The following is a 23,662-nucleotide window of genomic DNA, read 5'->3' as shown; positions in this document are numbered from 1 at the left end:
GGTGGAACGATCCGCCGTGCAACGGCTCTGAAGTGGCCGGCGGGGGCGGGACTCACACCCGTGATGCCTGCAGTCGCTTGTGGATCGCGTCGGCGGCCGCGAGCAGGTCGGCCGCCCACCGCGCGCCGGGCCGGCGACCCATCCGGTCGATCGGCCCGGAGACGGAGATGGCGGCGACGACATCGCCGTTGCCGTCGCGCACCGGTGCGGACACGCTCGCCACCCCCGCGGCCCGCTCGCCGGCGCTCTGCGCCCATCCGCGCCGACGGATCTCGTGCAGGGCGCGCTCGCTGAAGATGCTGTCGTGCAACAGGGCACGCTGGGTGGCGGGGTCGGCCCAGGCGAGCAGGACCTTGGCCGCGGACCCGGCGCTCATCGGGAAACGTGTGCCGACGGGCACGGTGTCGCGCAGGCCGGTCGGCGGTTCCATCGCGGCCACGCAGACGCGCTCGGCACCTTCGCGGCGATAGACCTGGACGGACTCGCCGGTGATGTCGCGCAGCCGGGGGAGGACCATGAGTGCCGATTCCGTGACGGGATCGTGTGCCGACGAGGCGAGTTCGCCGAGAACGGGACCGGGTTGCCAGCGCCCGGTGACGTCCCGGGTCAGGAAGCGATGGGTCTCGAGCCCGACCGCGAGCCGGTGTGCGGTCGCGCGCGGCAAACCCGTCCTCTCGCACAGCTCGGACAGGTTGCACGGTGTCTCGGCGATCGCGTGCAGAACGGCCACGGATTTGTCGAGCACTCCGATTCCGCTGCTGACCCCGGATGCGCTATCCTTTCCCATAGGACGATACTAGCTGTCCAAATAGTGAGATGCACGTCTAGCCCCACCGGGCGTGCACCGTCCGTTGAACCCGAGCAGATATCGAGTGCAGCCATGAGCAACAGCCCAGCCCAGCCGCTAACTCTCGCCGAGAAGGTGTGGCGCGACCACGTCGTCGTACCCGGAGAGGCCGACGCGTCGGGAACGCATGATCCCGACCTGATCTACATCGACCTCCATCTCGTGCACGAGGTCACCAGTCCGCAGGCCTTCGAGGGTCTGCGACTCGCCGGACGTCCGGTGCGTCGCCCCGACCTCACTATCGCGACCGAGGACCACAACGTCCCCACCGTCGACATCGACAAGCCCATCGCCGACCCGGTCTCCCGTACACAGGTCGACACCCTGCGCAGCAACTGTGCGGAATTCGGTATCCGTCTGCACCCCATGGGGGACGCCGAGCAGGGCATCGTCCATGTCGTCGGTCCGCAACTCGGCCTGACACAGCCCGGCATGACCGTGGTCTGCGGCGACAGCCACACCTCCACCCACGGCGCGTTCGGCGCTATCGCGATGGGTATCGGAACCAGCGAGGTCGAGCATGTCCTGGCGACCCAGACACTGTCGCTGCGCCCCTTCAAGACGATGGCGATCAACGTCGACGGCGAACTGCCGGCGGGGGTCACGAGCAAGGACCTGATCCTGGCGATCATCGCCGAGATCGGGACCGGCGGCGGGCAGGGGTATGTGCTCGAGTACCGCGGCGAGGCGATCCGCAAGTTGTCCATGGAAGCCCGGATGACGATGTGCAACATGTCGATCGAGGCCGGCGCGCGGGCTGGCATGATCGCGCCCGACGAGGTCACCTATGAGTTCCTCAAGGGGCGTCCCCACGCTCCGTCCGGTGCCGATTGGGATGCCGCCGTGGCCTATTGGGACAGTCTGCGGACTGATCCCGACGCCACGTTCGACGCCGAGGTGCACATCGATGCCGCCGCGCTCACCCCGTTCGTCACATGGGGGACCAACCCGGGGCAGGGAGCGCCACTCGGTGCAGCAGTACCCGACCCGGCGGCGTACGGCGACGAGGTGAAGAGCAGTGCCGCCGCCAGGGCGTTGGAATACATGGGGCTCGAGCCGGGTACTCCGCTGCGCGACATCAAGGTCGACACCGTGTTCGTCGGATCGTGCACCAACGGCCGCATCGAGGATCTGCGGGAGGTCGCGGGCATCCTCAAGGGGCGCAAGGTCGCGGACGGCATGCGGATGCTCATCGTGCCGGGGTCGATGCGGGTGCGTGCGCAGGCCGAGGAAGAGGGTCTCGGCGAGATCTTCGTGGGCGCCGGTGCCGAGTGGCGCCAGGCGGGGTGCTCCATGTGCCTCGGCATGAACCCGGATCAGCTCGCGCCGGGTGAGCGGTGCGCGTCGACCTCGAACCGCAACTTCGAAGGGCGACAGGGCAAGGGTGGGCGAACCCACCTCGTCTCCCCGGCGGTGGCCGCAGCCACGGCGGTCCGCGGCACGCTGTCCGCCCCGGCCGATCTCGGTTGAATCACGGCCGCGAGACGGTTCCGCCGTGCAACCAATCGGGTCACGGCCAAACAGTCTGCGGCGCACCTCGATCTCATCCTTACCCATCATTCGAACAGGGGCTCTTCTCATGCAACCGTTCACCGAACACACCGGCATCGGCGTCCCGCTGCGCCGCAGCAACGTCGACACCGACCAGATCATCCCGGCGGTCTACCTGAAGCGCGTGACACGCACCGGGTTTGAGGACGGTCTGTTCGCCGGTTGGCGCAACGATCCCGACTTCATCCTCAACAACGAACCGTGGAGCCGCGGTTCGGTCCTGGTCGCCGGTCCCGACTTCGGAACGGGTTCGTCTCGCGAGCACGCCGTGTGGGCACTGTCCGATTTCGGTTTCCGCGTGGTGATCTCGTCGCGCTTCGCCGACATCTTCCGGGGGAATTCCGGTAAGGCCGGGCTCGTGGCGGCGCAGGTGGAGCAGCCCGACGTCGAATTGCTCTGGAAACGACTCGACGAGAATCCGGGGCTGGAGGTGACGGTCAGCCTCGTCGACAAGACCGTCACCGCCGGAGACCTCGTGGTGCCGTTAACAATTGATGACTACACCCGCTGGCGTCTGATGGAGGGTCTCGACGACATCGGCCTGACGTTGCGCCAGGTAGAGCGGATTTCCGAGTACGAATCGACGCGTCCGGCGTTCAAGCCGCGGACCCTCGCCGACTGATCTGCCCACCGCACCGCCGGGTTCTCCCGGCGGTGCGCGGTCCGTCGTGAGCTGCCATGCGATTTCGCAACACGGCATCTTAATTGGCGTGGAAGATGGACGTTTTCACATCCGACGTTTACCGTGTGTTGGTAGCTGGCCGAAACTCGGTCAGATCAGCTTGCGGAGGTACTCTCATGAACAAGGCGGAGCTCATCGATGAGCTGACCAAAAAGCTCGACGCGGATCGCAAGACTGCGACTGAAGCCGTCGAGCTCGTCGTCGACACGATCGTGCGCGCGGTCAACAAGGGCGAGAGCGTCACGATCACCGGATTCGGCGTCTTCGAAAAGCGGAAGCGCGCACCGCGCGTCGCCCGCAACCCGCGCACCGGCGAGACCGTGAAGGTCCGCGCGACCTCGGTTCCCGCGTTCCGCCCGGGTGCTCAGTTCAAGGCCGTCGTCGCCGGCAAGCAGAAGCTCGCCGCCACCGGCCCGGCCGTGAAGCGCGGAAGCGGAACCACCACCACCGCTGCCAAGAAGACCACGGCGGCCAAGAAGTCGACCCCGGCGAAGAAGACGACCGCGGCGAAGAAGACCACCACCGCGGCCAAGAAGGCTCCGGCCAAGACCACCGCGGCGAAGAAGACCACCGCGGCAAAGAAGGCTCCGGCCAAGACCACCGCGGCGAAGAAGACGACGGCGGCCAAGAAGTCGACCCCGGCCAAGAAGACGACCGCGGCGAAGAAGACCACCACCGCAGCCAAGAAGGCTCCGGCCAAGAAGACCACCGCGAAGAAGACCGCGGCCAAGAAGACCACTCGTCGCTGACCCTCGGGTTCGCAGCGGTAACAGCCACAGTTCAACCCCCGGCGTACTTCCCCCGCCGGGGGTTGAACTGCGTCCGGAGCCTTGTGACGATGCCGTACGGGTTTCAGGCGGTCGGCAGGGGGCCGGCGATGTGGTCGGCGGCAACCAGCCGGCCGTCGTGCAGGGACAGGACCCATACGCTGCCCTTGCGGGTGGAGACCTTCGGCAGGGTGATTCCGTCGTGTTCGGCCCACCAGTCCATCAGCGGCGGGATCACCTTGCCCTGACTACAGACCGCGAGTACCTCCGAACTCTCGGAGGCGAGCTCGCAGATCCGTTGTTGTGCCGCTGACGGATCCGCCTTGTACGACTCCTCGGACAGAGCGGGCTCGCTGCGCATGTCGACGCCCAGCCGGTACTGGAGCGGTTCGAGGGTCTGTTCGCACCGCACGCGGTCGGCGGCATGGACCCGCGTCGCTCCGAAGGCCACCAGCAGCGGAACCAGCGCGTCCGCCTGCGCGCGGCCGAGTTTGTCGAGGGGACGTAGACGGTCGTCGCCCTTGTAGGTGGAGCGCCTGCCGGCCTTCGCATGCCGCACCAGCAGCAAGGTGTGCAGGTCTGCGGGGAGCCGGGTGAACTCCTCCAGGATCGAGCGATCGAGGGGGTAGCTCAACGCCTTGTGCGCCTTGCTCACCGACATCCACCGCAACTCGTCGACCTCGTGATCGGCGGCGAACTCTCCACCCAGGGCGCGGGCCGACCAGTAACGCACGTGCTTGCGTGTGTTGCCGAGATCGTAGTGGACGTCGTCGAGATGGCGACCGAGGACGACGCGCTGGCCGGTCTCCTCGGCGATCTCGCGAACCGCGGTGTCGGCGAGGGTCTCGCCCGCCTCCGCCTTGCCTTTCGGCAGCGTCCAGTCGTCATAGCGCGGACGGTGGACCACCGCGATCTCGACGTCGTCGATGCCGGTGGAACCCGACGCTCCCGGCCGCCAGACGACGCCGCCGGCAGCCCATACATTGGTCTCTTTCTTCTTGGACATCGTCAGCGATGGTAGATGCGCAAGGTTACGTCTCGGTGCCGGTCACGAATTGGTTTCCGGCCGACGACGATTGCGGCGCATCATCTGCCGCTGGTGGTCGCGGACCTCCTCGCCCGCGGCGGGAGAGGCGACCCAGCTGCCGTCGGAGTGCAGGACCCAGCAACGGGTTCTCGGATCGAGCGCGGAGGCGAAGATGTCTCTCAGCTCCCCGGTGAGTCGTTCGTCGCGCACGTTCACCATGACCTCGACGCGACGATCGAGGTTGCGGTGCATCATGTCCGCGCTGCCGATCCAGTACTCGTTCTGCGCCCCGAAGTGCAGGACCCGCGAGTGCTCCAGGAACTGGCCGAGGATGGAGCGGACATGGATGTTGTCGCTGACACCCTCCATACCCGGTCGTAGGGCGCTGATCCCGCGCACGACGACGTCGACCGGCACCCCGCTCTGTGAGGCCCGGTACAACGCGTCGATGACCTGCTCGTCGACGAGCGCGTTGGCCTTGAGTCGCACCCGTGCCCGCTCGTCGCCCTCGCGGAACAGTTCGATCTCGCGCTGGATTCGCTTGATGATGCCCGCGCGAATGCCATGGGGCGCAACGAGAATGTTGCGGTACTCCTTCTTCCGCGAGTAACCGGTCAACGTGTTGAACAGATCGGTGAGGTCGGCACCGACGTCGGGTGCGGCGGTCAGCAAGCCCACGTCCTCGTAGAGCCGTGCGGTCTTGGGGTTGTAGTTGCCGGTGCCGATGTGGCAGTACCGCTTGATGGTCGAGCCCTCGCGCCGCACCACCAGACACGTCTTGCAGTGGGTCTTCAGCCCGACGAGCCCGTAGACGACGTGGACGCCCGCCTGCTCGAGCTTGCGAGCCCACTTGATGTTCGCCTGCTCGTCGAACCGCGCCTTGATCTCCACGAGTGCGACGACCTGCTTGCCGGCCTCCGCGGCATCGATGAGCGCGTTGACGATCGGGGAGTCGCCGGAGGTGCGGTACAGGGTCTGTTTGATCGCGAGCACCTGAGGATCGGCTGCGGCCTGCTCGATGAAGCGCTGCACGCTCGTCGAGAACGAGTCGTAGGGGTGGTGGACGAGGACGTCGCCGTCGCGCAGCGTGGAGAACACACTCTTGGGCGTCTCGCGCTCGCCGAATGCGGGATGTGTCGCCGGTACGAACGGCCGGTCCTTCAGATGCGGCCGATCCAGTGCGTAGATCTCGAAAAGCGATGACAGGTCGAGCAGTCCGGGCACCTGGATGACGTCGGCCGGGTTGACCTCGAGCTCGCGCAGCAGCAGTTCCAGCATGTGCTCGCTCATGTCGTCGGCCACCTCGAGGCGCACCGGGGAGCCGAATCGGCGTCGCGCCAGTTCGCGTTCGAGTGCCTGCAACAGGTCCTCGTCGCGATCCTCCTCGACCTCGAAGTCGGCGTTGCGGGTGATGCGGAACGCATGATGCTCAACGATTTCCATACCCGGGAACAGGTTGCCGAGGTTGGCCGCGATGAGGCTCTCCATGGGCAGGAACACCGCGCGCTTGCTGTTCTTGTCGTCGTCGGGGCCCCGGTGCGGGGCGAGTCGGTCGACGCGGATGAAGCGATTCACGTTGTCGGGGACCTTGACCCGGGCGAAGTGCTCACCGCTCTCGTTGACGTCCCGGACGGTGACGGCGAGGTTCAGGGACAGGCCGCTGATGTAGGGGAACGGGTGGGCGGGATCGACGGCGAGCGGCGTCAGGACGGGGAAGACCTCGTCCCGGAAGTAGTCGACCATCCGGGCCTGCTGCTCGTCGGTCAGCTGCGACCATGAGACGACGTGGATGTCGTTGGCCGCCAGTGCGGGTCGGACCGAATCGAGAAAGACGCGGGCATGACGGTCGGCGATGGTCTGCGTGCGCCCGGCGATCCGCATCAGCTGTTCGCGCGGCGACAGCCCGTCCGCGGACCGCACCGACAGTCCGGTCTCGTCGCGTCGTTTCAGTCCCGCGACCCGGACCATGAAGAACTCGTCGAGGTTGGAGGCGAAGATGGCGAGGAACTTTGCCCGGTCGAGCAGCGGCAAGGACGTGTCCTCGGCCAGGGCGAGCACGCGTGAGTTGAAGTCCAGCCAACTCAATTCGCGGTTGAGGTAGCGGTCCTCGGGAAGGTCCGCGGACTCGTCGGGCACCAGGGTGGCGGCCGGCGGCGCATTGGGGATCGGTGTCGTGGTGACCGTTGTGGTCTGCGAAGCGGTGTCGTCGGCTGGGCTCACCTGTCAATCATGACCCATCACCGTCGGTGACGTACACGGCCGATGGCCGAGAAGGCCGGGAACGTGCCGCGATCAAAGGTTACGGAGGGCTTCGATGGTGTGTCGGCCGAGCCCGATCTCGCGGGCGACGGCGAGATCGGCAGCGGTGTCGACGTCGGTGCGCAGGTCGGCCCACCGGTGACCGGCCGGGTCGAGCTCGACGGCGCCGGCCGCCCGGTGCGCCGCCGCCGATGCGGGACCGAATCGCGGCACCGCGGTCGCGTCGTCGGTCGAGCCGTGGAGGAGGACGGTGCCGGTCCCGTCACGGTCGGTGAGAAAACTCGACGGGTGGGCACGAGCCGCCCGGACGACCTCACCGACGGAACGACTCGTCGCGGCGGGGAGATCGGCCTGGACGAACATGAGTCCGCTCGACTCCGGCCACGTCCGGCGGGCCCAGCGCGCACCGTCGGCGAACGCGGCGTTCAGTCCGGCGGTGGAGGGTCCCGAGACCGGGGATTCCCGGAGACCCTCCATGCCGGCACGCCGGGCCGCGGCGAGGACCTCGTCGTCGGGAGAGACCACGACGACGCGTGCGACGCCTGCGCCACGCAGGGCTTCGATGGTGTCGAGGAACATGCCGAGGACGAGCGACCCGTGCGTGGTCGGGTCATCACGCGCCGGGACGGTGGACAGTGTCGCCGCCAGGCGGGATTTGGCCCGATTCAGACTCTTCACCGCCAGGACGGCTGCCACCGTCGAGGCGGCCGAGTGCTCGTCGCCGGAACCGGCGTCCACAGCATCGCCGTCCGTCTGGTCGACGTCCGCCGAGTCGACGCCCACGTCGACCGAACTGTGTTCCATGTAGACCATCATGATGCACCGGGTCATGGTGGGTGACATTCCGGGTCGGTCGGCGCCGCGGGGCACTAGGGTGAGCAGGGTCGGTCGGTCCGAGTGGCCGTCCGAGTGGATGCTAAGTGTCCCCCCGACAGGAGGTTGCGGTGCGCGCGGCGGTGATGGGAGCAGGTTCCTGGGGAACCTCGGTGGCAAAGGTCCTCGTCGATGCGGGTACCGACACGGTGATCTGGGCGCGCCGCCCCGAGTTGGCCGATGCGATCAACAGCGAGCGCGTCAACCCCGACTATCTCCCCGACATCACGCTGCCCGAGGGGTTGTCCGCGACCGCTTCGGCGGTCGATGCGCTCATGGGTGCCGACATCGTCGTGTGTGGTGTGCCCTCACAGTCCTTGCGGCCGAATCTGACCCAGTGGACGCCTTACATCGGGTCCGACGCGTCGCTGGTGTCCCTGGCCAAGGGCATCGAATCGAACTCGTTGCTGCGGATGAGTCAGGTCATCGCCGAGGTGACCGGTGTCGAAGACGACCGCATCGCGGTGCTGACCGGACCCAACCTGGCCCGGGAGGTGGCCGAGGGACAACCGGCCGCGACGGTGATCGCATGCACCGATGAGTCGCGTGCGGAGAAGCTACAGAGTGCGTTCAGCACGCGGTACTTCCGCCCGTACACCAACACCGATGTGGTCGGCTGCGAGATCGGCGGCTCGGCCAAGAATGTCATCGCACTCGCCTGCGGGATGGCGAGCGGGGTCGGGTTCGGTCAGAACACTCTCGCCACCATCATCACCCGTGGACTGGCCGAGACGATCCGGCTCGGTGTGGCGGTGGGTGCACAGATCGAGACGCTGGCCGGACTGGCCGGGATCGGTGATCTCGTCGCCACCTGCTCGTCACCGCTGTCGCGCAACCGGAGCTTCGGCGCGCGACTGGGTGAGGGGGCGACGATGGCCGAAGCCCAGCAGGCCACCAACGGTCAGGTCGCCGAGGGCGTGAAGTCCTGCTCGTCGGTGCGGGCACTCGCCGAGAAGCATCAGGTGCCGATGCCACTGACCGACGCGGTGCATCAGGTGTGCCACGACGGCATGTCCGTCGCCGACGCCATCAACTCGCTGCTGGGACGCAGCACCAAGCCGGAGATCTACCGGGACTGATCCCGGCGGCACGGGTGCGCGCCGCCCGCTAGCCGAAGTCGAGCGGACCGCGTTCGAGTGTCCGGTCGATCAGCCCGGAGATGTCGGTGATGGGCCCGTTGCCGGCATTCGACGGCACCCACATGGCGACATAGGGCCGGTGGTCGACGCACACGTACGCCTGGCCGGAGCCGTCGACGGTGTCGGTGATGAACCACTGGACGCCTTGCTGACCCTCGGCATGGATCTCCTGCAGGTTGCTCGTCGGCGACAGCTCCGCCGGACGGGTCACCCCGCAGCGCAGCGTCATGTCGTCGCCGGATTCCGCGGCCGGCCAGGTCGCGCGGTCCCCGGAGATCTCTTTCGCCTCGAATCCCTCGAACTGCTCGGGCGCCTCGGCGAGGAGTCTCGTACACGCTTCCGGAACGGCTGCGGCGGAATCGTAGGACTCGATGGGGTTCACCGGGTCGGGGCGCAATGCCGCGAACACGATGAAACCGGCGAGAACCATGACCGGGATGGCCACGAGAGTCGCGACCAGGGCCGGACTGAGCCGGCCGCCGCCCCCGTAGCGGGTGGCGCCCGCCGCATCGTCGTCGGGGAGGTCGCCGACCTTCGGGTCGTCTACGGAGTCCTGCGGAGTGTCATCCGAACCTGCTGACGTCACAGGACCACAGTAGGAGTCGTGTGCTCGGGGACGTGCATCGGGACCGATCTCGGCCAGGGCGCATCGTGCCCCCGATCATCGCGTGGTGGTGACGACCGGGCAGGTGAGGGTGCGGGTGATGCCGTCGACCTTCTGGATCTGCGGGACCACGCTCTCGGTCAGATGCTTCGCGTCGGCGGCATCCACGCGGACGATCACGTCGTAGGGCCCGCTGACCTCCTCCGACGATGCGACGCCCGAGATCTCGGCGATGGTCGCCGCCGCCAGCGCCGCCCTGCCGACCTCGGTCTGGATCAGTATGTATGCCTGAACCACGGACATCCTCTCCGTCTGAGCCACATCGACGGCCCAATACACTGTGGCACACATTGTCACCGACAACCCCGTACGTGCGCGACCGGAGAGAAAGGCAGGCCGAACCGGTGACCTCCGACGACGCAGGCGGTACGCGGGGCGGGATCGTGCGTACGGACACGGTCGGGGAGATCGGGGAACGCGCGGTGATCGCCGCGTTGACCGCTGCCGCGACTGCCGGGGACCCCACCGGCGACATCGTCATCGGATCCGGCGACGACGCAGCGGTTCTCGACATCGGCGGGTCGGCGGTGATCAGCACCGACACCGTCGTCGAGGGGCGACACTTCCGGTTCGACTGGTCGACGCCGCGACAGATCGGTGCCCGCGCCGTCGTGCAGAGTGCCGCGGACGTGGCCGCGATGGGCGGTCGCACAACGGGACTCGTCGTCTCGATCGCTTGTCCCGCGTCGACTCCGGTGGGGGTGGTCCTCGATCTGAACGACGGGGTGGTCGATGCCGCGCACGCGCTCGGGGCGCGCGTACTGGGCGGTGATCTCGTCGCCGCCGGCCAGGTGGTGGTGAGCGTGACCGCCGTCGGCGCCCTCGAGGGGCGGCGACCGGTGTCGCTGGGAGGCGCGCAGGCCGGCGACGTGCTGGCGGTGAGCGGCCCCCTGGGTGCCGGTGCGGCGGGCTTGGCCGTACTGTCCGATCCGCGCATCGATCCTTCCGGCTGGCCGGATGTCGTTGCCTTGCATCGTGTTCCGGCGCCCGACCTGACCCAGGGGCCGGTCGCGGCGGCCGCGGGCGCGCACGCCATGACCGATATCTCCGACGGGTTGGTCGAGGAGTTGATCACCATGTCGCGTGCGGCGGGTGTCGTGATGAGCGTCCGCGCCGACGACGTACCCCGGCGGCCCGATCTGTCCGGGCTGGCTCGCGCACTCGGGGTCGGCGTCGATCAGTGGGTCCTCGCCGGAGGGGAGGACCATCACCTGCTCGCCGCGTTCGACCCGGCTTCGGTGCCTGACGGGTGGACCGTCATCGGCACGGTGGGCGACCCGTCGCCGACCGCGCCGGAGGTGTGGGTCGACGGACAGCGGGTCGGCGAACCCGGGGGACCGGATCTACACGGGTGGCAGTCCTTTGCCGACCCGTCCGGTGGCTAGAGTCGCCCTATGGCGATTTACGCACTCGATGATCGAGAGCCCGTCCTGGGCGAGAACACCTACGTCCATCCGGACGCGGTGGTGATCGGGGCTGTCACCCTCGGTGACGGGGTGTCGGTGTGGCCCGGGGCGGTCCTGCGCGCGGACTACGGGACCATCACGGTTGGCGCGCGCACCAACATCCAGGACGGGACGGTCGTGCATTGCACGGTCTTCGATCCGACTGTCATCGGTGAGCGATGCGTGGTCGGTCACAATGCGCACGTCGAGGGCGCGACCATCGGCGACGACTGTCTCATCGCCTCGGGGTCGGTGGTCCTCAACGGTTCGACCGTCGGTGACGGCGCGATCGTCGGTGCCGGAGCGGTGGTCCCGTTCAAGTTCGATGTGCCGCCGCGTCGGATGGCGCTCGGTGTCCCGGCCCGTCTGCGCGAGGGCTACGAGGTCCCGGAAGGGCACACCGAACTGAACTGCGAGATGTACTTCCAGAACGCCCAGCACTTCCGCACCGCCCTGAGACGACTGGACTGATGTCGAGGGCGACGGGAAAGAACCAGTGACGGAGGAGCATCGATGACGGCCTCGCCGAAACCACTTGCCGAACTGATCGACCCGGGGTGGGCGGAGGCCCTTGCGCCGGTGGAGCCGGTCATCACCGAGATGGGCCGCTTCCTACGGGACGAGGTCGCGCAGGGGAGGCGTTATCTCCCCGGCGGACAACACATCTTGCGTGCGTTCACCCGCCCGCTGGACGACGTCCGGGTCCTCATCGTCGGCCAGGACCCGTATCCCACCCCCGGGCACGCGGTGGGACTGAGCTTTTCGGTTGCCCCCGAGGTGCGGCCGATCCCGCGTTCGCTGGCCAACATCTACACGGAGTACTGCTCGGACCTGGGATACCCGATGCCGACCACGGGTGACCTGACACCGTGGGCGGACAACGGAGTCCTCCTGCTGAACAGGGTCCTGACCGTGGCCCCGGGGGAGCCCGCCTCACACCGCGGGAAGGGGTGGGAAGAGGTGACCGAGTGTGCGATCAAGGCACTCGCCGCCCGCGACGAACCCCTTGTCGCCATCCTGTGGGGCCGGGACGCCGCGAGCTTGGAGAAGTGGTTGCCGGATGTGCCGACGATCGTGTCGGCACATCCGTCACCGTTGTCGGCGTCGAGAGGCTTCTTCGGGTCGAGGCCGTTCAGCCGCGCCAACGAGGAACTGCTGGACCTCGGTGCGGACCCGGTGGACTGGCGCCTGCCCTGAGATCGGCTCGCGAGCGGGTTCCGACGTTCCCCGGGTAGCGGAGGGCTATCGCCCGCGGGTGAAGTCCGCGGCACGCTTGCCGACGAATGCGTCCACACCCTCGATGCCCTCGGGCAGTCCGGACCGTTCGGAGATGGACCGGGCTTCCAGGGTCAGCTGCTCGAGGAGTGAGTTGTCCGCCGAGACCGACAGCAGGTGCTTGGTCGCCGCGTCGGCATGACGGGGACCCGACGCGATCGTCTCCGCGACGGCGAGCGCGGCCGAATCGACGTCGTCATCGGCGACGATCTCGGACAACAACCCCCACTGCAGGGCTTCGTCGGCAGAGATGATCCGATCGGTGAGGATGATCTGCCGCGCGCGGGCGGCGCCGACGGCGCGGGGCAGCGTCCAGGTCAATCCGCCGTCGGGTGTGAGTCCGATGCCGCGGTAGGCGGGTCGAAGTTTGGTCGACGCGCTGCCGATGGCGACGTCGGCGTGGAGTACGAGAGACATGCCGGCGCCGGCCGCCCATCCCTTCGCGGCCACGACGACCGGGCGGTCGGCCTCGTACAGGGCGCTGACGAGCCGATGGAAGTTGTCGGCGATCTCGCGGAGGTAGGTCGGCCGGTCGTCCGCGCCGGCGAACGCCCGCACGTTGCCGCCCGCGCAGAAGTTCTTGCCCAGTCCGGTGAGCAGGACGGCCCCCACGTCCCGGCTGCCTCGAGCCACCTCGCGCAGCGCCTGAGCGCCGGCGGCGACCCCTGCGTCGTCGAGCGAATTGCCCGCGCCCGCGGTCGACACCGCGATGGTGAGCACGCCGTTGGTCTCGGTCACGAGTGCGGCTTCGGCGGTGTCGGGGGCAGTGGTGGATGCAACGGAATTCGAAGAGGCCATGGGCGAAACCCTATCTCGCACACGTCAAAGACCCGATGCCGGGGAGCTCTCGCTCGTGGCATCGGGTCTCTTGCTTTCCGAACACCTCACCCGCACGCGGGTGGAGGGGTCAGACAGCTGCGGTCTTGCCGGCCTTCAGGCAGGAAGTGCAGACGTTCTTACGCTTGCGGTTGCCCGGGGCGACCTCCACGCGAACGGACTGGATGTTCGGGTTCCAGCGGCGGTTGGTGCGCCGGTGTGAGTGAGACACCGACTTGCCGAAGCCCGGGCCCTTGCCGCAAATGTCGCAGACGGCAGCCATCGTCGAACTCCCTTGATAGATGATTATGGTCTGGTGGTCAGCCTGTCGGATCGATCGGCACCACCGGAAGGTGTGCACGCTGAGGCGATAGGCAACCCTGCAAGGATAACCAGGTCGGACGGACGTGACCAAATCCGGGCCGTACCGCCTGGGGGTCCGCTCGCTCGTGCGGGTCGGTCGGACACCCCGGGTAGCCTTGCACACATCCTCACCAGCCGGTCCCGTAGCCCGCGGTCCTCTTGCCCGTCGCGTGGCACGTCAGAGCGAGAAAGAGCCACCGTGTGATCGCCAGCACCGTCAATCCGCAACTGCTGCGCGACTGGGCTCGCGCGTCGGTCGATCAGCTCGAGGCGCTGCGCGGTGAGATCAACGACCTGAATGTCTTCCCGATCCCTGATTCCGACACCGGCAGCAACATGCTGTTCACGATGCGGGCGGCGGCCGAGGCGGCCGAGGCCACCCCGCCGGACGCGTCGTTGCCCGAGGTCGCACGGGCGATGGCCGACGGCGCCGTGGCCCAGGCGCGCGGCAATTCGGGGATCATCCTCTCGCAGGTGCTCGTGGGGCTCGCCGACGGCGCCGAGATCCTCGGCGACACCCCGGCCCTGACCTTCGCCGAACTGTCGACCCTGGGTCTGCGGCTCGGTTCACTCGCGGCGACGCGCGCGGTGAGCGACCCGCGCGAGGGCACCGTGCTCACCCTCGTACGTGTGGCGGCCGAGTCCGCGGCCGCACACGAGTCGGAGTCGGCCGCCGATCTGGTGCGCGCCGTCGCCGACGACTGCGCGGATGCCCTCGAACGCACTCCGGAACAGCTGTCGGTGCTCGCCAGCGCCGGGGTGGTCGACGCGGGCGGACGCGGGTTCCTGGCGGTCGTCGACGCGATGGTGCAGGTGATCACCGGCGTGGCCCATCGCCGTCGCCGATACCGCGGCATCCTCACCGACAGCACCACGCTGGGTCACGGGCCGGACGAGAGTTGCCTGGAGGACAGCGAGCAGGATTTCGAGGTGATGTACCTCCTCGACGGGGCTGCCGGCGAGCAGATCGCCGAGCTGCGCAAGAAGCTCGACGACCTCGGGGATGCGGTCGTCATCGTCGGCGACAGTTCCAGTGGTGAGGGCGAACGTTTCTCGGTGCATGTCCACACCTGCGAGCCGGGTGCGGCGGTGGAGGCCGGCGCCGGCCTCGGACGGCTCTCGGACATCCGGATCAGCTGTTTCGCCTTGGATGCCATTCGCGCGCAACCGGATTCGACAGAGCCGCCCCCTCGTCACAAGCGCGCGGTGGTGGCGGTGGTGTCGGGCGACGGCGCCGCCGAACTGTTCGGCGAGGCCGGGGCCGTCGTGTTGCGAGCCGACGACGGCCTGTCCGCGTCCGACCTCGGGCAGGCGATCCGGGAGACCGACAGCGCGCACGTCGTCGTCATGGCCAACGGCGCACTGAGCTCTCAGGACCTGGTGACGGTCGCGACCGAGGTGCGGTCCACCCGACGGTCGGTGCTGATGCTGCCGACGTCGTCCATGGCCCAGTGCCTGGCAGCCCTCGCCGTGCACGACCCCGGCGAGACGCCCGACGTCGACGCGTACGCGATGGCGGAGGCGGCAGCGGGAGCGCGATGGGGCTCGCTGCAGACGGCGGGCACCAAGATGATGACGCTGGCGGGGATGTGTGAGGTCGGTGACGTGCTGGGGCTCATCGGCGACGACGTCCTCGTCGTGGCTCCGGACCAGACATCGGCGTTGACCGCCCTGGTCGACCTGATGCTCTCCACCGGCGGCGAACTGGTGACCGTGCTCGCGGGTGTCGACGTGGATGACTCGGCCCTGGAGGCGGTCGCCGAGCAGATGCGACGCAGCTATCCCGGCATCGAACTGGCGGTGTATCGCACCGGACAGCGCGGCGACCTGGTCCAGGTGGGTGTGGAGTGACCGGGCTGACCCTGTCGGACTCGCTCGTCGACGTTCTCGGTGAGAAGCCGGCCGAGCAATTGGCCACCGTCGGTGTGCACACCGTCGGCGAACTCTTGCGGTACACGCCCCGCCGGTACATTCGGCGTGGTCACGTGGCCGATCAGGAGCGACCGGAGGCCGGCGAGTGGCTGACCATCGTCGGACGGATCACGAAGTCGGACCTCATCCGGATGAAGAGCCGTAACGGCTCGTTCCTCAAGGTCAAGATCTCCGACGACAACGAGGTGTACGAGGCCAGCTTCTTCAACGCCTACCGGATCAAGGGGCTGCTGCGCCCCGGCACGAGGGTGATGATGGCCGGGGCGGTCAAGTATTTTCGCGACCAGATCCAGTTGTCGCATCCGGAGTGGATGATCCTGCCCGACGGTGACCCCGAGATCGAGGACGTCGTCGGGTCGAAGATGCTGACCGAGATGTACGCGATCGAGGAACAGGTGACCGGCGGGCACGGTGACCATCCGCTGGTCACGATGTTCGACCGTGACATCCTGCCGATGTACCCGGCCAATAAGAACATCCAGACGTGGGACATCCTCGGTGCGGTGCGGCGGGTACTGAGCGAGAGCGCCCCGATCCCCGATGCGCTCACCGACTCCGAACGGCGCGAGCGCGGCCTCGTCAGTACCGACGAGGCCATCCGCAAGATCCACCTGCCCGATTCCGAGGACGACGTGAAAGTCGCGTCGCACCGGTTGAAGTTCGACGAGGCGCTGGCCATCCAGACCGTGCTCGCACAGCGTCGGTTGGCCGGGCGCAGTGACTCGGCGCCGCCGTGTCCGCGTGTTCCGGGGCGGCTGGAGGACGCCCTGCGCGAGCGCCTACCGTTCACGCTGACCGACGGCCAGCTCCAGGTGGGGGAGGAGCTCGCCGAAGATCTGGCTCGCGCACAGCCGATGTCGCGGTTGTTGCAGGGTGAGGTGGGTTCGGGCAAGACGCTCGTCTCGCTGCTGGCGATGCTGCGCGTCGTCGACAACGGGTTCCAGTGCGCAATCCTGGCGCCGACAGAAGTTCTTGCCGCTCAGCACTATCGGACGATGAAGACGATGCTCGGCGATCTCGCCGAGGCGGGGGAACTCACCGCTGCCGAGGGGGCGACCCGGATCGCGTTGCTGACCGGCTCGATGAAGACCAAGGGGCGGCGGCAGACCCTCCTCGATGTGGTGACCGGTCAGGCCGGCATCGTGATCGGAACCCACGCGCTTCTCGAGGACAAGGTGGAGTTCTTCGACCTCGGTCTGGTCGTCATCGACGAACAGCACCGGTTCGGGGTGGAGCAGCGAGACGTTCTGCGGGGCAAAGGCCGCGACGGACGGGTGCCGCATTTCCTGGTCATGACCGCGACCCCGATCCCGCGGACGGTCGCCATGACGGCCTTCGGTGATCTCGAGACGTCGGTTCTGCGAGAGCTGCCGCGCGGCCGGCAGCCGATCACGACCTCCGTGGTGCCGACGAGCAAACAGTCGTGGGTGGATCGTGTGTGGTCGCGGGCCAACGAGGAGATCGACGCGGGACGTCAGGTGTATGTCGTGTGCTCGCGTATCGGCGACGGTCCCGAGCCCGAGCCCGACGACGACGAGAAGGCGCCGCGGACCACATCTGTCCTGGAGCAGTACGAGATCCTGGTGGGTGGCCCGTTCGCGCACCGGCGGGTGGCGATGCTGCACGGTCGGCTGCCCGCAGACGAGAAGAACGCGATCATGGACGAATTCGGGCGCGGGGAGATCGACGTCCTGGTGTCGACGACGGTGATCGAGGTGGGTGTGGACGTCCCCAATGCGACCACGATGGTCATCGTCGACGCGGATCGGTTCGGCGTGAGCCAGTTGCATCAGCTGCGCGGCCGTGTGGGACGCGGTCAGCACGCTGGGCTGTGTCTGCTGATGACGGGCGCCCGGGACATGTCACCGTCGATGGACCGGCTCCGGGCCGTCGCGGGCTCCAACGACGGATTCGAGCTCGCACGAGTGGATCTGGAACAGCGACGTGAAGGGGACCTGCTCGGTTCGCTGCAGTCCGGCGTCAACACGTCCTTGCGATTTCTCTCGCTGCTCGAGGATGTCGAGGTCATCGAGGATGCGCGTGAGCTCGCCGAGGCGGTGGTGAGCGACGACATCACCCTGCTGGAGCACCGGCCGCTCGCCGATCTCGTCGACGGAATCCTGGTGCCGCACAAGATCGCCTACCTCGACAAGTCCTGAGCGCGGTCCGGGCTGCGGCGTGTCGCCGGAACCGGATGCGCGTCGTCTGCGTCTGAGAATGCATGGGGTCGTGTGGTCTTCGGTTGTCCTCGCCCACACTGTGGCGTCTGCGCATGCGGGTGCGATGGATGCTGTGGACTCCGCGGACCCATGTGTCCTGGCCCCCGCGTCGGTGGGCGGTGCTCGTCGCAGCAGTCGTCACTGCGGTGGCGGTGGCGTTCGGGGTGGGCGGCTTTCGAGCCGATCCCGACATCGACCCGCGAATACGGGCGATGGCGAGTCAGGCTTTGGCGTCTCTGGCATCGGTGCCGATCTCTGCGAGCCGCACCGACCGAGAGGATTACGACCGGTCCGCTTTCGGGAGTGCATGGTCCGATGCGGTCACCGTCGCGGGTGGCCGAAACGGGTGTGACACGCGCAATGACGTTCTCGCCCGCGATCTGCGCGACGTCAGAACCGGCCCGGTGTCGAGTTGTCCGCGGGCGGTGCTCGCCGGCGAACTGCAGAGTCCGTACACCGGCGACTTCGTCGCCTTCCGGCGCGACCGAAGTGCGACCGCGGTGCAGATCGATCACATCGTTCCGTTGTCGTACGCCTGGGACATGGGTGCATGGTCGTGGCCGCCTGCGCGACGACTCGATTTTGCGAACGACTCGGCCAATCTCGTTGCTGTCGACGGGCATTCGAATCAGGACAAGAGCGATTCGGAGCCGGCACGCTGGATGCCGCCCGCGCGAGAGTTCTGGTGCCAGTATGCGACCCAGTTCGTCACCGTCACCGCGACATACGGGTTGCCGATCGACGCACCGTCACGACACGTCTTATCGGAAGCGCTGCGATGCGGGCAATAGCGTGGCGGGCGGGAGCTGCGCGCCGGACTGCTACGACAGGGCGTCGATCGCGGCCCGTACCGCCTCGCATTCTGGCGCCGTCGGTGATCCCGGCATGGCAACAGATCGACGGCGGGCAGATCCGCGCCCCACTCACCGCCGCCGAGCCCGAACTCGCCGAGCCCGAAACCCCCCCGTCGCGCGCAGCAGCCGATGCACCCCGCCGCCCTCTCATCCGAACCACCCACAGGGTCATGGGATGTCGTCGCGCTCGGCGGCAGACGATCTCGCCGAGCGGCTGGTGACCGGAGGCGACTACCGGTTCGAGAGTGGACTCCACTGGAACCGTTCTTGGCGCCCTGCGGATTGTGGACGATTCAGGGGCTTTTCGCAAAGAGCGCCACACCGAAGACACCTGTGATCCGTGACCTGCGGCGGTCTACTCGTCCTACGACAACACGTCTCGTTGGCTACGTTGCTCGAGTTCCTAGGGTTGGCGTCTGTGTGCCCGCTCGATGTCATTGATAGGTTTCTCTGTGTGGCTCGTGGGTCGAGGCGGTGGGGGACTGAAAATGGAGGTTATCCGTTGATGCGACTGGCGACTCGCGGGTGCGGTGCGGTTGCCGAAATGCACGACGGATCGTCGGAGTTCCTGGTCGGGGTCGGCCGTTGGATTCATCGAACGTGATTGATCGGGATCACGACACGTTAGCTTCTGGCGGTGAGGCTGTAGCGCACGGCTGGTTGCGGTGGCGTGTGTTGCCCGGCCCGGTGCGGTTGATGCTGGTGTCGATGACGCTGTTCAATGTTGGTTTCTACCTGGTGGTTCCGTTCCTCGCTGTGCGTCTGACCAGTGACTTGGGTTTCTCGGCGGCAGTGGTGGGGCTGGTTCTCGGCTTACGTATGGCGTCGCAACAGGGTTTGTTCTTTGTCGGCGGCAGCGTGGCCGACCGGTTCGGCCCGCGAGTGATCATCTTGGCGGGAATCGCGCTGAGGATAGTCGGATTTGTGGTGGTCGGCGTCGTGACAACGCTTCCCGGGGTGATCATCGGGGTGGTACTGATCGGTGTGGCTGCGGCACTATTCGCCCCCGCTGTCGAAGCCGCCAACGCCGCGGTGGGCGCCCGGCTTGAACGCGACGGCGTTATGCGGCGGACCGAGTTGTTCGGACTCGAACAGATGTGTAGCCGTACCGGCACCGTGATCGGACCGGTAATCGGCACATTGCTGTTGGGCGTGCCTTTTGCGTGGACGACGTCCTGCGCGGCCGCGTTGTTCGCGTTGCTGTGGCTTGCGTTCTGGCAATGGTTCCCCGCGACCGTGAGCACCACAGCTGACAGCAAGGACTCTGCACCGTTGACCGCGGTGTGGCGAACGGTGTTGTCAGACAGAGTGTTCATCGTCTACGCCACGCTGTGCGGAACCCAGCTGGCGGCATTCAGCTTGATATACCTCATGCTGCCTGTAGAGCTGCGCTCTCTGACCGGAGACGAATCAGGTCTGGGTTGGTTCTACGCCGGCGCGGCGATACTCGTGATTGTCGGCCAGCGCCCGATGGTTGCGGTGACTCATCGGATCGGCCATCGCCGCGCGGTAATCGTCGGGATGGCAATGATAGGGATGTCGTTCTTGACCCCAGCACTCACCGCCATGGTTGATGCGAACGTTGCCCTCGGCTATGCCGCACTCGCGGCGTGGATCGCGCTGCTGCACCTGGGACAGATGCTCATGGTGCCCCCGATGCGAGACACGGCGGCGAGACTGGCTGCTGAACGACATCTCGGCGCACACTTCGGGCTGCTCAACAGCATCGCCGGGCTCGGTTGCCTGGCCGCGTCAGCGGGAGTAGGTGCCCTCTACGACCTCGCCGGGACCCACAACCTGTCGACATTCGCGGTGTGGTTACCCGTGACCGTCGTCATCATGCTTGCCGTCGCCGGCCTGGGCTGGTGGTACCGGCTGCAGACAGTACGCACACGACTAACGCGGCCAGCGAACGTCAGAGAGATATCGCCCTGAGTTGCGCGACGAGTTCGTCGAGCACGAAAGGTACCGTCAACGGATTCGGCATCGACACCGCATCACTAACAATGGGGTCCAACCCGATCAGCGACCCAGAACGCACCGCAGGCAGCTGGGAGAACAGGTTCAAAGACTCCATTGCCGCACGCGAGTTTTGCCAGTTGTCGAACACAATGACGTCGCTGTCGATCATCGGAATGTTCTCCAGTGAGACCTCTACGAACAACTGGCCGTTGAACTCCGACGCAAGAGTAGGTGGCGGCGCGAAACCCAAACCGGTCAGCAACTGGGTACGCGCAGCCTCGGGGCTGTAGACCCGCAGGTTTCCGTCTCCCCACCGCACCACCATCGCCGCGGTCTTGCCGACGAACTGGGGGTTCTCCCGTTGCCGGCTGGCAACCAACTCCTCGGTGCCAGACACCAGCTCCTGCGCCGCACCGGGCAGTCCCACGGCGGAACCGATCCGGGTGGTCACCTCCTGCCACGGCAGTACCCAGTCGGTGTGCTCGGGGGCGTGTAACACCGTGGGCGCGATCGAAGACAGAAGCCGATAGGTGGGCTCGTCGATCGCGTTATTCACTGCAAGAATCAAGTCCGGCTGGGCCGCGGCCACCGCCGCAACACTGAAATCGGCCGTCGCATTCAGCAACGCCGAGGGGTCATGGCCGGCCACCCTGGATTCGGCCCACTCACCGATACCGTCGTCAGTCGAGCCCTTCCACACCGGCACCATCACCGGCATCACCCCCAACGCCAACAACACATCGGCATCGCCGATACCGATGACCGCGATCCGCGACGGGGCCCCATCGATAGTCGTCGACCCAAACACATGATCGATCGTCACCGGAAACGCAGCAGGCTCGGGAGACACAGCAGCAGACCCATCAACGCCCGGATCACGTGCGGCGGAACCGCACCCGGCCAACACCCCCGCCGCGGCCGTCAAACTCAACGTCAACATCCGCCTGCGATTCAACACGACCACGAGCCAGCACCCTCTTCCCGATCAGGATCACCAAGTGAGGTGATCCTAACCCCAACCGCCAATCGCACTCACAAGTCGTCGATCACTTTTCACCGGAAGAGGTCGAGGGCGGTCGAAGTCCGCATTTCCCACGCCGACATACCCCCGCCGTCCCGTCATCCGAACCACCGGGTCAGCGGAGGTCGTCGCGCTCGGCGGCAGCGACGACACCTACCGGCCCGCCGCCCGCCGAAGCGCTTGTCCAACCCAGTCGGCTGGCTCACCTCCTCGCGCCAGCAGGTGGGGTTCAACGACCTGCTCGCCGAACATTGCTCGGCGCCCCAGGTCCTCACAGTGTCGACTGACCGGTCCGGAGTGAGGTTCGCCGCGTTGGCACCTGGCCGTCCTGGTATGACGCGACCAGCCACCTCGGTCATCGCGGGAGCTGCCACTCACCCGGGTGGTTGGGTCCCGGGGTCTATGTTGATCGAACCAAGAGTTTGAACGGACACCTGCTGTGGGTGCAGCAAGTTGGTGTACGTCGCGCGACAGAGGGGTCGAACATGCCGTATCTCGGGTTGATCTACCTGGCGGTTCTGGTGATCGCGCTGATCGACATCATCACCACCGACGACGCCGCAGTGCGAGGACTGCCCAAATTCGCCTGGGTGGTACTGGTGGTGATGCTCCCGTTGATCGGTGCGCTGGTGTGGCTGGCGGTCGGACGCCCGACGGCCGATGAACGACCGCGCCGCCAGCACTCAGCCGCGGCGAGCGAGTTCCCGGAATACGACCATCCCGGCCGCTACGTCCCGCAGGACCCTCAGGCGGATCGAGAGTTCCTCCAGCAGTTGCGAGATCGAGCCGAACAGCAACGTCGAACCGCCCGCGAGCAGCAACGCTCTGCCGACGAGGTTGACCGCCCAGACGATAACGCCCCGCCGGCGACGACGTAGAATAGGAAGCCGCCGACACCAAACCCCTTCACTCCATGAACGGAAGAAAAATGGTGGATAACGTTCTGTGGCAGTTCATTCAAAACAACGAGCTGGCATTAGTGGTGCTGCAATACGTGTTCTCCGGCGTCAAGTAGCAACCGTCGGCGCAGGGGTGTTGAACGGCTGGCGTATCAAATGGTGTGTCGTTCGCCGCGAGGACCCCGCGTCGTATATGTGACAACTGCTCCTGGGGATGCCGCCTCAACCGGTTGAATGACCACCGGAAAGACTCCGTGCCTTCGAGGTTGTAGACAGGCAAGGGTGGCCCGTTGGGAGAGGGTATGGGTCCGCTACACGTCGGCCGGTGCGTATGGGCGCCACCGCAATGTCGGTTCTGTCGCGAGCGCACCGTAGGGGGACTCTCGTTGGATCTATCCGGTCGGATGTCTCGAAGTGCCTTGCAGGGGACTCGACGCGCACTGTGGGTGGCTGCACTCCTCTTGCTCGCCACGGTGTCAGCGGCATGTACTACCGAGGGTGAGGCGATACCGACGCCACCTCCGACAGTCGTGGGTCCGGAACGGTCGCCGGGCCCGGCGCCCTGGTCGTTGCCCGAGTTGGTGCATCACCAGTGCGTGGTGCTCACGCCGGGCGATCTGGCACGGTTCGGGTTCGCTCACCCTGGTGGGGTCCCGGAGGGGCACTCCTATTGCCGGTGGCACGCCCTGCCTGGCAGGGGGCCGGGGGCGGTCATGTTCTTCGTGCCCGACGTTCGTCACAGTTTCCGGGCCCTGGCCGAGGTCTACCGCAGTGAGGACAACTTCCGGCCGGTGCGGGTTGCGGGGCGGTCGGCGTTCGTGCTGACCGATCGCAGCCAGAGCGGGCGGTTGACCTGCCGGGTGTGGGTGGGGGTGCCTTCTGGTGGAGCGATCCAGTTCGAGCACGCTGCTGACCGCGGCAGGCCGGGGACACATGACTGCTATGAGGCCCTGGCGATCGCGACTGTGATCGCCGAGCGTGTGCGGTGACCGGCGGGGCAACGCGGTCCGCGGGCGAGCGGGAGCGGTCCTGCTGGCGGTGCGTGTGGTGCCGGTCAGCGTGTGCGT

At 67.0% G+C, this 23,662-nt stretch carries 22 protein-coding genes; 13 read left to right on the top strand and 9 right to left on the bottom strand.

The genetic code is table 11. The features are described from left to right. Positions 1–52: 52 nt before the first annotated feature. Positions 53–787: an IclR family transcriptional regulator gene (locus tag ACSUZC_RS15450; protein ID WP_439029393.1), complete on the bottom strand. Its 735-nt coding sequence runs from the start codon at positions 785–787 to the stop codon at positions 53–55. A gap of 93 nt (positions 788–880) precedes the next feature. On the opposite strand from ACSUZC_RS15450, the gene leuC reads away from it, so the two are divergent. From leuC to ACSUZC_RS15435, 3 genes are all read left to right on the top strand, one after another. Further along, positions 881–2,317, top strand: coding sequence for a 3-isopropylmalate dehydratase large subunit (gene leuC / locus ACSUZC_RS15445; protein ID WP_439029392.1), 1,437 nt, complete (start codon positions 881–883; stop codon positions 2,315–2,317). A gap of 109 nt (positions 2,318–2,426) precedes the next feature. Then, positions 2,427–3,020, top strand: a complete 594-nt coding sequence (gene leuD, locus ACSUZC_RS15440; RefSeq protein WP_439029391.1) for a 3-isopropylmalate dehydratase small subunit — start codon at positions 2,427–2,429, stop codon at positions 3,018–3,020. A 176-nt stretch (positions 3,021–3,196) separates the two neighbouring features. Beyond that, positions 3,197–3,829 (top strand): HU family DNA-binding protein, encoded by a 633-nt coding sequence (locus tag ACSUZC_RS15435; RefSeq protein ID WP_439029390.1) that lies wholly within the window; start codon positions 3,197–3,199, stop codon positions 3,827–3,829. A gap of 103 nt (positions 3,830–3,932) precedes the next feature. On the opposite strand, the gene ACSUZC_RS15430 is transcribed toward ACSUZC_RS15435, so the two are convergent. From ACSUZC_RS15430 to cofC, 3 genes are all read right to left on the bottom strand, one after another. Beyond that, positions 3,933–4,853: an NUDIX hydrolase gene (locus tag ACSUZC_RS15430; protein WP_439029389.1), complete on the bottom strand. Its 921-nt coding sequence runs from the start codon at positions 4,851–4,853 to the stop codon at positions 3,933–3,935. A 42-nt stretch (positions 4,854–4,895) separates the two neighbouring features. Continuing rightward, on the bottom strand, positions 4,896–7,094 hold the full coding sequence (locus ACSUZC_RS15425) for an RNA degradosome polyphosphate kinase (RefSeq protein ID WP_439029388.1): 2,199 nt from the start codon (positions 7,092–7,094) through the stop codon (positions 4,896–4,898). A 72-nt stretch (positions 7,095–7,166) separates the two neighbouring features. Then, on the bottom strand, positions 7,167–7,937 hold the full coding sequence (cofC, locus tag ACSUZC_RS15420) for a 2-phospho-L-lactate guanylyltransferase (RefSeq protein ID WP_439033144.1): 771 nt from the start codon (positions 7,935–7,937) through the stop codon (positions 7,167–7,169). A gap of 140 nt (positions 7,938–8,077) precedes the next feature. On the opposite strand from cofC, the gene ACSUZC_RS15415 reads away from it, so the two are divergent. Then, positions 8,078–9,085, top strand: a complete 1,008-nt coding sequence (locus ACSUZC_RS15415) for an NAD(P)H-dependent glycerol-3-phosphate dehydrogenase (RefSeq protein ID WP_439033143.1) — start codon at positions 8,078–8,080, stop codon at positions 9,083–9,085. Between the two features lie 28 nt (positions 9,086–9,113). Here the strand turns inward: ACSUZC_RS15415 and ACSUZC_RS15410 are convergent, their stop codons facing one another. Both ACSUZC_RS15410 and ACSUZC_RS15405 read right to left on the bottom strand, forming a co-directional pair. Next, positions 9,114–9,731 (bottom strand): DUF3515 domain-containing protein, encoded by a 618-nt coding sequence (locus tag ACSUZC_RS15410; protein WP_439029387.1) that lies wholly within the window; start codon positions 9,729–9,731, stop codon positions 9,114–9,116. A 75-nt stretch (positions 9,732–9,806) separates the two neighbouring features. Continuing rightward, entirely contained in the window at positions 9,807–10,052 is a 246-nt protein-coding gene (locus tag ACSUZC_RS15405) for an Lrp/AsnC ligand binding domain-containing protein (protein WP_439029386.1), read from the bottom strand. Between the two features lie 101 nt (positions 10,053–10,153). On the opposite strand from ACSUZC_RS15405, the gene ACSUZC_RS15400 reads away from it, so the two are divergent. From ACSUZC_RS15400 to ACSUZC_RS15390, 3 genes are read left to right on the top strand one after another with little or no spacing between them, the layout of a single operon-like run. After that, entirely contained in the window at positions 10,154–11,194 is a 1,041-nt protein-coding gene (locus ACSUZC_RS15400; protein ID WP_439029385.1) for a thiamine-phosphate kinase, read from the top strand. Positions 11,195–11,203: 9 nt separating this feature from the next. Then, complete coding sequence (locus ACSUZC_RS15395; protein WP_439029384.1) at positions 11,204–11,725, top strand: gamma carbonic anhydrase family protein; 522 nt, start codon at positions 11,204–11,206, stop codon at positions 11,723–11,725. 42 nt (positions 11,726–11,767) lie between these two features. Further along, positions 11,768–12,451 carry a uracil-DNA glycosylase gene (locus tag ACSUZC_RS15390; RefSeq protein ID WP_439029383.1) on the top strand — a complete coding sequence of 228 codons (684 nt, stop codon included), beginning with the start codon at positions 11,768–11,770 and terminating at the stop codon, positions 12,449–12,451. A gap of 45 nt (positions 12,452–12,496) precedes the next feature. Here the strand turns inward: ACSUZC_RS15390 and ACSUZC_RS15385 are convergent, their stop codons facing one another. Continuing rightward, the gene (locus ACSUZC_RS15385; RefSeq protein WP_439029382.1) at positions 12,497–13,327 is read right to left on the bottom strand and encodes an enoyl-CoA hydratase/isomerase family protein; all 831 of its coding nucleotides are present in this window, start codon (positions 13,325–13,327) and stop codon (positions 12,497–12,499) included. Positions 13,328–13,436: 109 nt separating this feature from the next. Then, positions 13,437–13,628 (bottom strand): 50S ribosomal protein L28, encoded by a 192-nt coding sequence (rpmB, locus tag ACSUZC_RS15380; protein WP_004023092.1) that lies wholly within the window; start codon positions 13,626–13,628, stop codon positions 13,437–13,439. A 281-nt stretch (positions 13,629–13,909) separates the two neighbouring features. Here rpmB and ACSUZC_RS15375 point away from each other — a divergent pair, with 281 nt between their 5' ends. From ACSUZC_RS15375 to ACSUZC_RS15360, 4 genes are all read left to right on the top strand, one after another. Next, positions 13,910–15,559 (top strand): DAK2 domain-containing protein, encoded by a 1,650-nt coding sequence (locus ACSUZC_RS15375; protein ID WP_439029381.1) that lies wholly within the window; start codon positions 13,910–13,912, stop codon positions 15,557–15,559. Continuing rightward, positions 15,556–17,799: an ATP-dependent DNA helicase RecG gene (gene recG, locus ACSUZC_RS15370; RefSeq protein ID WP_439029380.1), complete on the top strand. Its 2,244-nt coding sequence runs from the start codon at positions 15,556–15,558 to the stop codon at positions 17,797–17,799. Before ACSUZC_RS15375 ends, recG begins: the two co-directional genes overlap by 4 nt. A 62-nt stretch (positions 17,800–17,861) precedes the next feature. After that, positions 17,862–18,650, top strand: coding sequence for an HNH endonuclease family protein (locus tag ACSUZC_RS15365; RefSeq protein ID WP_439029379.1), 789 nt, complete (start codon positions 17,862–17,864; stop codon positions 18,648–18,650). A gap of 648 nt (positions 18,651–19,298) precedes the next feature. Then, complete coding sequence (locus ACSUZC_RS15360; protein WP_439029378.1) at positions 19,299–20,648, top strand: MFS transporter; 1,350 nt, start codon at positions 19,299–19,301, stop codon at positions 20,646–20,648. Here the strand turns inward: ACSUZC_RS15360 and ACSUZC_RS15355 are convergent. Next, the gene (locus ACSUZC_RS15355) at positions 20,629–21,639 is read right to left on the bottom strand and encodes an ABC transporter substrate-binding protein (RefSeq protein ID WP_439029377.1); all 1,011 of its coding nucleotides are present in this window, start codon (positions 21,637–21,639) and stop codon (positions 20,629–20,631) included. The genes ACSUZC_RS15360 and ACSUZC_RS15355 overlap by 20 nt on opposite strands. Before the next feature lie 542 nt (positions 21,640–22,181). On the opposite strand from ACSUZC_RS15355, the gene ACSUZC_RS15350 reads away from it, so the two are divergent. Both ACSUZC_RS15350 and ACSUZC_RS15345 read left to right on the top strand, forming a co-directional pair. Further along, a complete protein-coding gene (locus ACSUZC_RS15350; protein WP_439029376.1) occupies positions 22,182–22,574 on the top strand; it encodes a PLD nuclease N-terminal domain-containing protein in 393 nt (130 codons plus the stop codon). 323 nt (positions 22,575–22,897) lie between these two features. Then, positions 22,898–23,584 (top strand): DUF3558 family protein, encoded by a 687-nt coding sequence (locus tag ACSUZC_RS15345; protein WP_439029375.1) that lies wholly within the window; start codon positions 22,898–22,900, stop codon positions 23,582–23,584. Positions 23,585–23,662 lie beyond the last annotated feature (78 nt).

It is taken from the genome of Gordonia terrae (assembly GCF_051789125.1).
Lineage (GTDB): Bacteria > Actinomycetota > Actinomycetes > Mycobacteriales > Mycobacteriaceae > Gordonia > Gordonia terrae_A.
Note: the sequence above shows the minus strand (reverse complement) of the source record. Positions and strands in the feature narration are given on the sequence as shown.

Coding starts and splice junctions, on each gene's coding strand:
- cofC (WP_439033144.1), bottom strand. CDS start 7,937: ATGGAACACAGTTCGGTCGACGTGGGCGTCGACTCGGCGGACGTCGAC.
- ACSUZC_RS15350 (WP_439029376.1), top strand. CDS start 22,182: ATGCCGTATCTCGGGTTGATCTACCTGGCGGTTCTGGTGATCGCGCTG.
- ACSUZC_RS15390 (WP_439029383.1), top strand. CDS start 11,768: ATGACGGCCTCGCCGAAACCACTTGCCGAACTGATCGACCCGGGGTGG.
- ACSUZC_RS15345 (WP_439029375.1), top strand. CDS start 22,898: ATGGGTCCGCTACACGTCGGCCGGTGCGTATGGGCGCCACCGCAATGT.
- ACSUZC_RS15385 (WP_439029382.1), bottom strand. CDS start 13,327: ATGGCCTCTTCGAATTCCGTTGCATCCACCACTGCCCCCGACACCGCC.
- leuD (WP_439029391.1), top strand. CDS start 2,427: ATGCAACCGTTCACCGAACACACCGGCATCGGCGTCCCGCTGCGCCGC.
- ACSUZC_RS15405 (WP_439029386.1), bottom strand. CDS start 10,052: ATGTCCGTGGTTCAGGCATACATACTGATCCAGACCGAGGTCGGCAGG.
- ACSUZC_RS15435 (WP_439029390.1), top strand. CDS start 3,197: ATGAACAAGGCGGAGCTCATCGATGAGCTGACCAAAAAGCTCGACGCG.
- ACSUZC_RS15395 (WP_439029384.1), top strand. CDS start 11,204: ATGGCGATTTACGCACTCGATGATCGAGAGCCCGTCCTGGGCGAGAAC.
- rpmB (WP_004023092.1), bottom strand. CDS start 13,628: ATGGCTGCCGTCTGCGACATTTGCGGCAAGGGCCCGGGCTTCGGCAAG.
- ACSUZC_RS15450 (WP_439029393.1), bottom strand. CDS start 787: ATGGGAAAGGATAGCGCATCCGGGGTCAGCAGCGGAATCGGAGTGCTC.
- leuC (WP_439029392.1), top strand. CDS start 881: ATGAGCAACAGCCCAGCCCAGCCGCTAACTCTCGCCGAGAAGGTGTGG.
- ACSUZC_RS15365 (WP_439029379.1), top strand. CDS start 17,862: ATGGGGTCGTGTGGTCTTCGGTTGTCCTCGCCCACACTGTGGCGTCTG.
- ACSUZC_RS15430 (WP_439029389.1), bottom strand. CDS start 4,853: ATGTCCAAGAAGAAAGAGACCAATGTATGGGCTGCCGGCGGCGTCGTC.